This window comes from Pseudoalteromonas luteoviolacea CPMOR-1 (assembly GCF_001625685.1).
GTDB lineage: Bacteria > Pseudomonadota > Gammaproteobacteria > Enterobacterales > Alteromonadaceae > Pseudoalteromonas > Pseudoalteromonas luteoviolacea_K.
Map to the genome: position 1 here is coordinate 177,200 of NZ_AUYC01000035.1, position 13,199 is coordinate 190,398.

The window sequence follows — 13,199 nt, forward strand, 5'->3', positions numbered from 1 at the left end:
CAATAAGATTCAAAAAAGCCAGCAATATGCTGGCTTTTTGTATTTTATTTAAAGGTTTTCTTTAAATAGCTTGTAGATACGACGATATTCATCTAACCAGCTTGAAGGTTGAACGAAACCGTGCGGTTCTACCGGGTAGATAGCTGTTTCAAAATTTTCTTTTTCAAGTTCAATGAAACGCTGCACTAATCTGACCACATCTTGGAAAAACACATTATCATCAATCATTGGCGCATTGATTAATAGAGGTTTATTTAAGCCTTCTGCAAAGTAGATTGGTGAGCTTCGCTTATATGCAATTGGATCTACATCAGGTCTATTCAAAATATTTGACGTGTACGGGTCATTGTAATATGCCCAATCAGTAACAGGACGAAGTGCAGCACCTGCCTGGAAAAGTTCAGGTTGCGTAAACAATGCCATAAAGGTCATGAAACCACCGTAAGACCCACCATAAGTACCTACAGAACCTGAGTCTACATTAGCGTTTTCAGTCATCCATTTAACGCCATCGGCCAAGTCTTGAATTTCAGGCGTGCCCATTTGACGATAAATTGCTGTACGCCAGTCACGACCATAACCTTTAGAAGCACGGTAATCCATATCCATTACTACATAGCCTTCGCTGGCAAGTAGTGAGTGGAACATAAACTCGCGGAAATAAACCGACCAACCCATATGTGAGTTTTGTAAGTAGCCTGCTCCGTGATTAAAGATAACCGCTTTGCGCTTTTTACCCGTTTCACCAGGTTTGTAATCAGCCGGATAATATACTTTCGCATAAATAGGCTCATCGGTGTGGCTAGATGGTACAGCAACTATCTTCGGGGCTATTAGCTTTTTGTTTAAAAACTCGTCTGATACAGTATTTGTTAGGCGCTTAGGCTGGGCATTAGGTTTTGCATCAGCAACATAAAGCTCTGTTGGCATCATTATCTTCGAGTGCTTAAGCAATACTTTTGACTCATCAGGACTTAAAGAGTAATCCGTTAAGCCATTGAGATCTGTAATTGCAACTTTCTCTTTGGTATTTACATCAACCGTGTAAATTTCATAAATACCTGGGTGATCAACATTTGCCTTAAAGAAGAACTTGCTGTTGTCACGGGTAAGTTTTGGTTCAGAAACAACAAACTTACCTGAAGTCAATTGCTTAGCTTTGCCATCAATAGGCTTTACATATAAGTGACTATAACCAGATTCTTCGGATAGGAAGAACAGCGTATCTTCGTTATTCAACCAACCAAAATCATTGTAAGCATAGTTAACCCAAGCTTTGTCATGAAGTCTATGTTGAGGTTCAAGCTCACCTTTATCAAAATCTAATGTGGCGATCCAACGGTCTTTGTTGTCCCATGCTTTAAACATTAAGGCAACTTGATCGCCTTTGCTATTCCACTGAATTGGAGACTGCGACCAGTACCAATCTAACATCATCTTGATAGCTCGCGGCTCTTTTACAGACTTGTAAGTCTCACCTATTGCTTCAGCATTTTCTCTTTTGACATCCGCTAAGACGTCTTCATCAAACCCAGGTAATGTCTCAAAGCCAATCGATTTTTCAACACCCGTTTTTAAATCGAAATAACGTACTTCAACTTCTACTGGTTTGTTATCAGCGACTCTGCTTCGAGCTTGCACTGGATCGATGTTACCATCTTGTCCAATGTAGTTTGGCATAATGTCTTTACTAGTCGCTTGAGAAAAAACATCATCTTTACTCACTACCACGATGAGCTTGTCGCCGCTTGGGGAAATACTTGACTCTACAAGTCTATTCCCTTCGCCAAGGTATATTTGCTGGTTTGCAATTGAGCCATTTTGCGACTCAATATCTGCTTGACGAGCTTCCCTATCAAGAGCATTTTTATGAGTAAGCGCGACATAATCAATAAGTTTATGTTGCTCTTTAGCGATGTAAGTTGATGGCTCTGGCGTACCCTGTGGCTTATTACCTAGGTGTAGCTTTACAAGTTCTTGTGTCAGGCCTGTTTCAACATCAACAGAGAAAATTGTATTCTTTACTTTATATGCAAGCTGTCCAGAGTTCATGAACTGGATAATTCTTTCTTTTTCACTTGATAGAGTCAGCTGTTTAATCTGTTGCGTTTCAGTATTTTTGACAAAAATATTTCCTTGAAACGTGTATGCTTGCAGCTTACCATCGGCAGAGTAAATGGCGTTATTACTACCAATCTTATGAAGGTCTGACAAAGCGATTTGCTTTGTACCTTTACCATTGATTGAAAAAGTATCCCTAAGCTGATTGCCTACTTGTTTTTGATTGAAGTAGATTGTCTCGCTATCTGCACCCCAGTACGCACCTTCTGGAGAGCGACTTATCCAATCTGGATCAGCCATAGCTTGCTCGAGCGTAATATTTTCGCTACCAAAATCAAGCGGTGTTTGTACGTTTTCTGCAACAGTTTTCGTACTATTATTTGCGTTTTCAAGATCAGATTGTTGGCTTGTTGTTTGACAGCCCGTTAGCAGTAAACCTGCTACGGCAATGCTCAAAAGGGATTTTTTCATTAGAGCTCTTCTTTTAAGATTTTAATCGTCGCAATTTAATCAAAAGATAGAACATTATTCGATAGGTTTAAGACCAATAAACAAAGTTTTTAGCTTGTTTGCAGGTGTGTTCACAAAAAGATAACAATGAAGGGTAAAAAAAGGCCAGTAAAGCTACTGGCCAAATACTCTCTGCGCTCACATAGTCGTTGATGAACAACGAATATGAAATGAGGCATATCCAAGCCTCACATATTAAGACTAGTGCAAAATTAAAAGGTTCAAAAAAATTTAGTAATTTTATTTAATAAAACCATCAATAATTAATACAAGTATGACAGAGCTAACAATAATCCATAAAATCAATGCCATAACGAAAGGTTGCCAGCCGCATTGCGATAGAACTTTTTTTGAAATCCCAGAGCCAATCAAAAACAAGGTACCAACCAGCAGTGCTTTGGCTCCCTCGTAACTTAATTCCCAAATTGGTTTGAGCGATGGTACCCAAGTATTAATTCCTGCGGCTAATAAAAAGCCAATAATAAACAGGGGGATACTTGCGCGTTCCTCCGATCGCCAAAACACACCTGCCAAAGCTGTGTAAGGGACAATCCACATTGCACGAGTTAGCTTAATTGTCGTTGCCATAGCAAGTGCTGCGGGACCGTAGGCAGCTGCAGCCCCAACAACACTGCTCGTATCATGAATGGCAAGCGCACTCCAAACAGCAAATTGACTTTGGCTAAGTTCAAAATAATGACCGAGCCAAGGGAATACCAACAGACCAACAGCATTAAGTGAGAACACAATGGCCAGTGCTACGGCGATTTCGTCTTGTTTAGCTTTGATCACCGGCGCCATCGCTGCAATAGCGCTGCCACCACATATGGCTGTACCAAACGATATCAAAGTCCCTGTATTTTTGTTTAAACGAAAAAGCTGAGTTAAAATCTCGCCCAGGCCAATAATTGCGGTAATACTGACAATGGTTAAAACGATAGAGCTTCGACCGACCTCCAACACTTGCATGATGTCTACATTGAACCCTAGCCCTATTACTGAAATTTTAAGCAGCATCTTTGATAAATTTGCACTTTTAATTTCGAACGGATTTCCTAAAAAAAGCGCAAATGCAATGCCTAAAAAAAGCGCGCTTGCAGAGCCCAACAGTGGGCTAATAGATGCAATGAAACAGAATATGTATAACGCTTTAGAATAGTTTGGGTTATTCGTGAACATAGACGGACTTAGTAAATACTTAATACAATAAAAAGCCGAGCTATTGCTCGGCTATTTTTAATTCAAAATCAAACTGTGGCTTGTGGCACCGACACCAGGATAATCATCCTCAGGGAGGATATCAGCGAGCTCTGCTAACCTCTCACCTAATTGATGCAAGTTGTCTGCCGACACATTGATATGTCCCATCTTACGACCTGGTTTTGACTCTTTACCGTACCAGTGACTTGTACAATCAGACACAGTTAAAACACTGTGTGGAATGTTTTGCTGTCCGAGTACATTGATCATCGCCGTCGGCCTAACCAACTCAGTCGAACCAATCGGCAACCCAGTAATTGCGCGCATATGGTTTTCAAACTGACTAGTATGTGCGCCTTGCTGCGTCCAATGTCCTGAGTTATGAACACGAGGTGCAATCTCATTGACCAACAATTGACCGCCGACATCGAAAAACTCGATCGCTAGTACACCAACATAATCTAACTCTGTTGCTAGCTTTTCAAATGCAGACTCAGCCTGAGCTTGAATTGCTGCTTTTTCCTTACCTGCAATAGATAGAGTTAAAACACCATTAGTATGCTGGTTTTCAGTTAAAGGATATACATTGCACTGCCCATCTTTAGTGCGCACGCCAATAATGGACACTTCCCTATCAAACGGTATCATTTTTTCTGCAATGATAGAATGTGGTGCATCACCCGTGCCAGCATCTAAAAAGTCTTTCATTTCAGACCAAACTTGCTCTGCATCATCTGGTGTCTTTAAGCGCCATTGCCCCTTACCATCGTAACCTGCTTGGCAGGTTTTGATCACAAGAGGTAAACCAAGTTCATCTATGGCGTCAATGAATGCTTGTTTTTCTGTTATTAATGCGTAGGGAGCACAAGGAACTTGCGCATTGTCTAACAAAGACTTTTCTTTACTACGGTCGCCGCCTGTCGCGATAGACTCAGCGCCAGGGAAGAATTTTCCGCTTTGTTGGCAGACGCGTAAAACATCTTCAGGAATATGTTCAAATTCAGCCGTAATAGCATAAGACTGTTCGACTTCCTGTTCAAGTGTGGTTGGTTTTACTTCAAAAGTCACCGGGTTTATCACTTGTTTAGAACTTACATCGTAAGCTAAAACATCAATACCCAAGTGTGTAGAAGCTAGGCTCATCATGCGGGCCAATTGACCCGCGCCTAGAACTAATACCTTCATGTTACTCAGCAGGATTAGGGTTGGCTAGAATTGTTTCAGTTTGCGCTTTTCTGAACGCTTCTACCTTTTCAAAAATCTCTGGTTGTTGACAACCTAAGATTTGAGCAGCTAGCAGACCAGCGTTTGCGGCACCAGCATCACCAATTGCGAGTGTGCCTACTGCAACACCTTTTGGCATCTGACAAATAGAAAGTAGAGAATCAACGCCATTTAGCGTCTTAGATTTAACAGGAACGCCAAGTACTGGTAAGCTTGTAAATGCAGCGGCCATACCTGGTAAGTGCGCCGCACCACCTGCTCCAGCAATAATAACCTTAATACCGCGATCAGCAGCTGATGATGCATAATCGGCCAATAATTGAGGAGTACGGTGCGCCGAAACCACCTTTGTTTCATACTCAATGCCAAACTTATCTAACATATCTGCCGCATGTTGCATTGTAGGCCAATCCGACTTAGAGCCCATGATAATGCCAACCGTCATAATAAATCCTCAATTCTAAATTAAACGATACTTACTACAGCGCTAAAGGGGTTGCGCCGAAATCGGGAGTATTATACCCGAGTGATACGTTAAAGCGAGCATCAATAATTAAAAAACCGCAGAGTGCGGTTTTTTAGCTGCAATATAACTCATTGCAAAGAATACGTTTTTACCAAATATTATCCAATTGGACTTTCTTGGACTGATTTTGGATCAGTAGAACGCTGTTCTGAAGCTAAGCGCCAATGCTTCAAAAACGCTTCTGGACCAAGAATCAAAATAAATAACATCAATCCCCCAGGAATAAGAATTAACTTTAGTACGGGACCAAGTACATAACTATAAAAAGCAATAAATGGAACGAATAAGATATAGCCGAGAATTCGCGTTAGCATCAAACACCTCCTAATAATTGAGCGCGCTCAATTAATTTAATGAGCACGCTCAATTTTGTCAATACCAAAGATAAGTTTGTTACATTTGTAGTAATTTATGATAAGCTTCCACATGTGCTCAATACTTTGATTTAATATGAAAAAAAGAGAAATAACAGCTCAAAAAATACTAGATGTTAGTTGGGGCTTATTCCAAGAATACGGCTACGCAGAGACAACAACGCGCCAAATTGCGACACATGCCTCTGTTGCAACTGGCACGGTGTTTAGCCATTTCCCTAATAAAATTGATATTTTAAAACTAGCAATGCACCAGCGTATTGATGAAGTACTTAAAACTGCACATCAAGAAAATGAACAGACAAGTCCTCGTTTGCGTCTTAGGCATTACGCCAAGTTTTTGTATCGCTTTTACTGTGAAAACCGCCCTTTTAGCAAAGCGCTTTTGCAGGACTTAATGTGGCATAGTGCCTTTTTTGAAGAACAACTTACAGAGTTTAAACACATGCTTTTTGAAGGTCATAAGTATGATGAAATAAAAGCTACGGCAATGATGGATTGTTACTTTATGACACTCATCTATGGGCTAAATAATGAGCACCTATCCTCTGTCGACTTAGTATCACTTCTTACTGCGAAGCTACAAATGATACATACATAATACTGTATGATGTGTTCTTTGCATATTGTTTTTGCTCAATTGGATATCCACTTCTAAGCTTTAGATAGAGTCATTACCCAATCTACCGCTTGTGAAAACCATATTCGTGTTATTGTTTTGCTTCCTGTCCTCTGCTTATGCAGCTGAGTCAGATCTAACGCTCACTAATGGCAAATACGTTAATCTCAGCGCAGGAAGTCAGTATCTACAAAATAACCAATTTGGTATCGTAGATGTGCTTTCTTTACCAAAAAACCATTGGACAACGAATAAAGTCAACAACTTTAACTTGGGGTATACCGATCATATTTATTGGGTTAAAGTAGATTTCTCATTACCAAGCGACGAACACACCTATCTAGTTGAAATTGCCTATCCCGTTCTTGATAGTTTAAAACTCTACTTGATGGAAAATGATGATGTACTTAGCTATGCCAAACTTGGTGACAAACAGCATTTCAACGACCGCTTAATCAAACACCACAACTTTATTTTACCCATAAATAAAGATATCAGTGGCCCTCTTACTTTGTTTATTCAAGCAGAATCAACCAGTGCTTTACAATTACCTATACGACTTTGGGAACAACAAGAGTTCTATGAAACCGATCAACTCAACACGCTTTTTCTCGGAATTTATTTTGGCTTGATGAGTATTATGGTAATTTACAACATCTTTATGTACTTATCTCTCAAAGACGACACTTTTCTATACTACGTTGTTTACGTCTCGGCCATAATCGCTTTTTATTTCAGCTTATCTGGACTTGCCTTTAAGTATCTGTGGCAAGGAAGTTTATGGTGGAACGACCAATCTATTCTATTTTTCTTGGTGGCAGCTGTTTTAGCGGGTACATTTTTTATTATCAAACTGTTAGAGCTAAGAAGAAATAGCCTTATTTTATACAGAGGCTGTCTCATCATTATAGGCTCAGGGATCTGTTTGTTATTTGCATCCATGTATTTTACATATGGTACGATGATTAGAGTTATCATTTTATATGCTTCAATAGCCTGCTCTTGGGGCGTCATTACTAGGACAGTCAAGCTTTTTGAAGGCACTCATTTCTCGACATATTATTCATTGGCATGGAATGCAGCATTGTGTGGCGGACTTATCCTTGCCGCAAACAAGTTAAACTTTTTACCTAATAACTGGTTTACCGAGCATGCGTTAACTATTGGTACGTCCATAGAGGTTGCTTGTTTGTCCTTTGCTATGGCAGAACGAATAAACTCAGAAAGAAGGAAGCGTTTTGTCGCGCAAGCTAGAAGTATGACAGAAATTCGCAAAGCTAATCAGCGTCTCGAAACTGAAGTCATGAACAGAACTAGAGAGCTTCAAACCGCATACGACAAGCTCAAACATATTTCTCGTATTGATGAACTCACACAAGTATTTAATAGACGAAGCCTCAATGATGCACTCAATACTGAATGCATGAGAGCGAAACGATTCGGACATTCAGTCAGCTTATTAATGATCGACATTGACCATTTTAAAAAAATTAATGATACCTACGGTCATCAGTGTGGTGATAAATGCATTGCCCATATTGCAGATATGCTAAAAAAAACGTGTACACGAGCTGGAGATATGGTTGCTCGTTATGGAGGTGAAGAATTTTGTATTTTGCTCCCAGAATGCAATGAAGGAGATGCATTTGAGTTGGCCGAGTTAGTAAGAAAGCACACAGAAGCATCATTCGTTAAGTTTGAAAATACAGCAATTAAACTGACTGTAAGTATAGGCATAGCTACGCGTTGGGGTATAGATTTAGAGCCACATGAATTGGTTAAACAATCCGATATGGCCCTATACTTTGCCAAACAGCACGGTCGCAACCAAGTGTCTCTCGGTTCAGTTTTAGACTCTTAAACCGCCGGCTAAATGAGAGTATTATGCCACTCGACTTTGAGCGTGTGACAGCTTACTCATCTTAGGACAATACCAAATACTGTTTATTTCACCTTCATAAACTCTCTGTCGAGCTCGATGTAATGCATAGTAAGCTGCCAGTGCAAACCCAATCGCACCCATTTCAATACCGAAATCAGCCACCGAATTAGGGATCCAAATCCCGATTGAAGGCAGCACTAAAGCAATCATTGAATTAAGCGGTATCATAATACACAATGCAATAAACAAGTTTAAGCCAATTATGCTGAACCTTGCTGCACCTATGATAAATGAGCCCGCCATTGTGCTTAAGAACAACGTATAGTAAACCCACATATAAGCAATATTGATATTCCAGTCAGCTAATGTCAGCCATTTGCTAGCTGCGAAAGTACCTGCCAAACCAATTGCACACCCTAGCGTCACGCCAATCGTTAAGTTCGCCATAAAGTGACTAGAGCGACTTTGATCGATAGATTGTTTTTTACGCCTTTTTTCTAGCCAGATTAGGTTTCCACTGTAAAACAAAAACGCGCCACCTAAGCCCATTACAAAATAAAGCCATCTTCCGAGTTCTCCGCCATAACTCCCAAAATGTAAGCCAAAAAAGCTCGTTACGATTGCGCCCCAGACGCCTTGCTGCCCATGATCACTAGTGACGCTGCTCGAGTTAATCTCTAATGTGAAAGGGTTCATAAATATATAATCATTATGTGGACCCCGCATTAAAGTACGCTCACTAACTATCATTACTGTTGCAGAGGGGTGTTCGGTTGTTAAGCGGCTTAAACTAATGCTTTTTACTTCATAACCTGGTGCATAAGTTAATGCAGCTTGCTTTATTTCATCTAATGATGGCAGATCTTTTAATTCATATTGGACCTCTTCATGCGCTTCACCGCCACCAAACATGGGTTTATCACCGTAAACTTGACTTAAACCACCGTAAAATAGGTCATGAAATGAAAAAACGATTACAGTCACAGCGATAATGATATGAAACGGCAAACTCGCAATACCGACAAGGTTATGTGAATCTAACCAAAAACGGTTTGCACCTTTTTCTTTTCTTAGGGCAAAAAAGCTTTTTACTAAACTTGGTAATAAAAAAATTACCCCAGATACAATGGCAATAAAATATAGAAATGCTGCAATGCCAAGCACGTACACACCAGCTTGGTCATGTCCAAGCTCACCAATGATCCCCGCTGAACGATGTAAGTAGTCCACTAACATAGAAAGCTCGTTCACATGGCGCAGCTCGGTGATCACATCTCCCTGTTCATTTAATGTTGCATGCCAAACTTGGTCATCCATCGAAAATCCACGCGCAGAACCATGCCCATACCATGATATTGGTGAACTAGCTTCTTCAAAGCTGACTGATATCCCTTTGAGTGCTTCTTGGTTTGAAGACAAAACTTGTTGTAATAATACATCATGCTGACCCGGCTCCACCTGAGGTAATTGATAGTCTGGCGGTGTCGCCCAGTCGTTAATAGCGGAGCTAAACATAGTAAGCGCACCGGCAAAAAAGCCTATGAACAGCAATAAGCCTGCTGTAATACCTGTCCATGTATGCACGCTCTGGTATGTCCTTAAAATATCTGACCTAATCTTCATAGGTAACTCCTTAATGCATAGACAATTGTAATTGATATAACAGCGCTACTGCCAAGATATAACCAAGCTTGCTTACCGGTCTTAAACATATAAACAAAGCTTAAGATCAAGCACCAAACAGGTGTGATCATCCACATATTAAATTGTGTTTTCCAAGACCTCTGCTCGGCCGTAATTTGCTCCGTTAGGCCTGTCGGACCAACCCACGCAAAAATTCCTACCAAGCCAAGCGCTAAGAAAAACCCTGCGAACACCCCTGCTAACGTCTTACTCCACCAATGTGGTTTGATTTTGTCTGTTTGAGACATGCTTAATTCCTTTTAATAAATAGCGCGACAAACGGAAAACAAAATAAAGCTGCCATTAAAATAAGGAGCCACATAAAAACACCTGCCGAACCAACAAAATAAAGCCCCCCTACCAGAGTCGCCATAACTAACAACCCATAGCTTACTTTTTGGTATGTTTTAGAGAGCGGTTTTTTTAATAGCCTTTGGTGTCTATTAGACAAATATGAAAAAATCACACCAGTGCTTATCAATAGCACCATAAGAAACGAGTACATACCTATGCTCCTGTCCTTAGTAATCAGAGTATTTGGGATGCGGGATTATAAACATAATAGGAACATCATTGCACCGCCTAAGTGTAATGATAATGGTTTTTATTATAAATACGGCGTGGAAATTTCTATAAAATGAATTTGTTCATACTCGTAGCCTTTGGTTTATATAGAAATGGACACTTAGCATAAAAGTATGCTTTGACTGAAAAGTAATAGTTGATAATGGGCTATTATCCATTTTTATCTATCACTGATTTCAAGAGGAACACTCGACTTAAAGGCAATAATGATGACTAAAAATTCGGCTTAATACACAATATGGGTCTCTATGTTTCTTTCGATGTAGGCAGTGGAATTATTTTTAGTCAGTTTACTTCAGGTAACATTAGCGTCAGCATCGTCATAGGGGCTTTTGAGGCTTTTTAGTTAGTCTTAATAGCAAATCTCAATGATGACTTATTCTTGGCTCTAATGACCATAAAGCTAGCAAACTTCGTCAAGACTATTAAGGGCCAGATTCATTTTAAAAATAATACGAGTTTGTGATTTCAACGTTCAGTATTTCTTTTGAAAATCCTTTTAGGCGGCTACAATCACCATAGTTGCCAAATATCATTTTAGACAATATTAGTTGTATCACCACGATGCCTAACATAGTGACATATTGTAAAGTTGTTGTTAGGGTGTGCAGTAATACAAAACGTAAAAATTTGCCATTTTATAAGGTAATAATTGTGCTAGTACTATTTGACGCTTCTATAAAATAGAAATGTTGCGCGTCTAGCTCTTATTGGTTTTTGAGGAAATATGAAATATAGATCAGATATACAAATGCTTAGAGGGGTTGCAGTTCTCTATGTAGTACTTTTTCACTTGGGGATCCAAGCTATACAAAGTGGCTTTCTAGGTGTTGATGTGTTTTTTGTAATTAGCGGCTTTTTAATGGCTGTGTTATATAAAAGTGATGATGTTAAAGGCTTTTTCATACGACGAGCAAGAAGACTTCTACCAGCTTACTATGTAGTGATTTTAAGTACTTTAGTAATCAGCTTTTTAATAAATACCCCTAATGAAACAAATCAAGTAATATCTCAAGCAATTTTCGGTTCTACATTTTTATCCAATGTAGGCTTCTGGTTACAAAATTCATATTTCAGTAAGGCTGAATTTAACCCATTACTGCACCTCTGGTCTTTAGGTGTTGAAATCCAATTCTATTTAATCGTCCCAATACTTGCTTATATCTTTCACAAATTACGCTTTTCACTTCTTTTTATTTTATTGTCGTCAATGTTATTGTGTTTTGCGGTCTTAACAATCTCTCCTAAAACCTCGTTCTTTATGATGCCCTTAAGAATATGGGAATTTTTACTAGGTTTTGGTTGCGCCCTATATCTAACCAATAATGGTGATGTTAAACGTCAAGAGTTTAGGTGGTTAGGAGCCGTTGGACTTTTATTTATCTTGCTCATTCCTTTTTTAAACGTGGATGGTGTCGCCCTCAGTGTTATCACAGGCCACCCGGGATTGTTTGCACTTTTGGTATCTCTGGCTACCTGTATGGTCTTAATTTTTGGACTCCCAGTTATTGCTGAACAAAATATCATCGGACATTCATTAGCTAAACTGGGCAATTACTCATACTCTATTTACCTGGTTCACTTTCCAATCATAGTATTATTTCTATCTGAGCCATTTGGCGGCACAATTCTTGATATCACTAATGCGGCAGATTGGTTTATTATTTTTGGTCTAATTGTTATCTCATCGACCTTACTACATAAGTTCGTCGAAACCCGAAAGTTTAAAATCAGTATCGTAAAGCTCTCTGCAGGTTTCGTCTCTGCAACGCTTGCACTAGCAATTGCATTGCCTATCGTAAAAACCTCGATGATTTCAGAGCAAGAAGAGAAAATATTCAGCGCATTCGAAGATAGATCAACTTACAGATGTGGAAAGTTAATTAGAATGATTAACCCTGCAGCAGTTTCCTGTGAACTATCAAATGAATCTCAAAACACACATGAAGCGATTTTACTGGTAGGTAATAGCCATGCCGACTCGATTAAAACAACGTTTGCAAAAATCGCTGAAAAGAATGAAATATCAACTCATTTCATTGTTCACAATAATCCTCTTATGCCTGGCGGTTTAACACCAAACCAAATCGTTACTGAGGCAAAGTCAAAAGATATTAATCACATTGTTGCCCACTTTTCGCCTATGGGCATAAAGTCTGAGGCACTGACAGAGCTCGTTGCATTATCTGACCAAAACAATATACGTGTTACTTTTATCGATCCTGTACCAGTTTGGGCTGAGCACGTTCCTCAAAAGATGTATTTTCAACTAAAAGGGTCTGTTGAAAATCTTCATCAGACAAAAGACGAATACATGTCACTGCATAGAGAGTTTTTTGACAATCTTAGTCAAATACAAACAAGTAACTTTGAACGAGTGCCAGTGGTAGATTATTTTTGTAGGCCTGATTGTATGTATAAAAATGAAGAAGGAATACCATTGTATTTTGATCAAGGGCACCTTACTTTAACAGGAAGCAGAGTACTGGAAGAAGCAATCAGCAAAATAGTTGTTCAAACCTTATAAGGTGTAAT

At 39.4% G+C, this 13,199-nt stretch carries 10 protein-coding genes; 3 read left to right on the plus strand and 7 right to left on the minus strand.

The window, feature by feature from the left end; translation table 11 throughout:
- Positions 1 to 48 precede the first annotated feature (48 nt).
- The 5 genes from N473_RS15415 to N473_RS15435 form a co-directional block, all read right to left on the minus strand.
- Complete coding sequence (locus N473_RS15415) at positions 49 to 2,532, minus strand: prolyl oligopeptidase family serine peptidase (protein ID WP_063368686.1); 2,484 nt, start codon at positions 2,530 to 2,532, stop codon at positions 49 to 51.
- Positions 2,533 to 2,811: 279 nt separating this feature from the next.
- Positions 2,812 to 3,750 carry a YeiH family protein gene (locus tag N473_RS15420; protein WP_063368687.1) on the minus strand — a complete coding sequence of 313 codons (939 nt, stop codon included), beginning with the start codon at positions 3,748 to 3,750 and terminating at the stop codon, positions 2,812 to 2,814.
- Positions 3,751 to 3,807: 57 nt separating this feature from the next.
- Complete coding sequence (locus N473_RS15425) at positions 3,808 to 4,956, minus strand: 5-(carboxyamino)imidazole ribonucleotide synthase (RefSeq protein ID WP_063368688.1); 1,149 nt, start codon at positions 4,954 to 4,956, stop codon at positions 3,808 to 3,810.
- A gap of 1 nt (position 4,957) precedes the next feature.
- Positions 4,958 to 5,440, minus strand: a complete 483-nt coding sequence (gene purE, locus N473_RS15430; RefSeq protein WP_039610090.1) for a 5-(carboxyamino)imidazole ribonucleotide mutase — start codon at positions 5,438 to 5,440, stop codon at positions 4,958 to 4,960.
- Between the two features lie 179 nt (positions 5,441 to 5,619).
- Positions 5,620 to 5,835: a hypothetical protein gene (locus N473_RS15435; protein ID WP_063368689.1), complete on the minus strand. Its 216-nt coding sequence runs from the start codon at positions 5,833 to 5,835 to the stop codon at positions 5,620 to 5,622.
- A gap of 136 nt (positions 5,836 to 5,971) precedes the next feature.
- Between N473_RS15435 and N473_RS15440 the strand changes: the two genes are divergently transcribed.
- Entirely contained in the window at positions 5,972 to 6,496 is a 525-nt protein-coding gene (locus tag N473_RS15440) for a TetR/AcrR family transcriptional regulator (RefSeq protein ID WP_063368690.1), read from the plus strand.
- Positions 6,497 to 6,587: 91 nt separating this feature from the next.
- The gene (locus tag N473_RS15445; RefSeq protein ID WP_063368691.1) at positions 6,588 to 8,375 is read left to right on the plus strand and encodes a sensor domain-containing diguanylate cyclase; all 1,788 of its coding nucleotides are present in this window, start codon (positions 6,588 to 6,590) and stop codon (positions 8,373 to 8,375) included.
- A gap of 21 nt (positions 8,376 to 8,396) precedes the next feature.
- On the opposite strand, the gene N473_RS15450 is transcribed toward N473_RS15445, so the two are convergent.
- Together N473_RS15450 and N473_RS15455 are read right to left on the minus strand one after the other, a co-directional pair.
- Entirely contained in the window at positions 8,397 to 10,019 is a 1,623-nt protein-coding gene (locus N473_RS15450; protein WP_063368692.1) for a PepSY-associated TM helix domain-containing protein, read from the minus strand.
- Entirely contained in the window at positions 10,016 to 10,327 is a 312-nt protein-coding gene (locus tag N473_RS15455) for a hypothetical protein (RefSeq protein WP_063368693.1), read from the minus strand. The genes N473_RS15450 and N473_RS15455 overlap by 4 nt, the downstream gene beginning before the upstream one ends.
- Positions 10,328 to 11,391: 1,064 nt before the next feature.
- On the opposite strand from N473_RS15455, the gene N473_RS15465 reads away from it, so the two are divergent.
- A complete protein-coding gene (locus tag N473_RS15465) occupies positions 11,392 to 13,191 on the plus strand; it encodes an acyltransferase family protein (protein ID WP_063368695.1) in 1,800 nt (599 codons plus the stop codon).
- Positions 13,192 to 13,199: the final 8 nt, after the last annotated feature.

Bases quoted from the DNA above. Each gene is read 5' to 3' on its own strand.
- N473_RS15415 (WP_063368686.1), bottom strand. From the start codon at position 2,532: ATGAAAAAATCCCTTTTGAGCATTGCCGTAGCAGGTTTACTGCTAACG.
- N473_RS15420 (WP_063368687.1), bottom strand. From the start codon at position 3,750: ATGTTCACGAATAACCCAAACTATTCTAAAGCGTTATACATATTCTGT.
- N473_RS15425 (WP_063368688.1), bottom strand. From the start codon at position 4,956: ATGAAGGTATTAGTTCTAGGCGCGGGTCAATTGGCCCGCATGATGAGC.
- purE (WP_039610090.1), bottom strand. From the start codon at position 5,440: ATGACGGTTGGCATTATCATGGGCTCTAAGTCGGATTGGCCTACAATG.
- N473_RS15435 (WP_063368689.1), bottom strand. From the start codon at position 5,835: ATGCTAACGCGAATTCTCGGCTATATCTTATTCGTTCCATTTATTGCT.
- N473_RS15440 (WP_063368690.1), top strand. From the start codon at position 5,972: ATGAAAAAAAGAGAAATAACAGCTCAAAAAATACTAGATGTTAGTTGG.
- N473_RS15450 (WP_063368692.1), bottom strand. From the start codon at position 10,019: ATGAAGATTAGGTCAGATATTTTAAGGACATACCAGAGCGTGCATACA.
- N473_RS15455 (WP_063368693.1), bottom strand. From the start codon at position 10,327: ATGTCTCAAACAGACAAAATCAAACCACATTGGTGGAGTAAGACGTTA.
- N473_RS15465 (WP_063368695.1), top strand. From the start codon at position 11,392: ATGAAATATAGATCAGATATACAAATGCTTAGAGGGGTTGCAGTTCTC.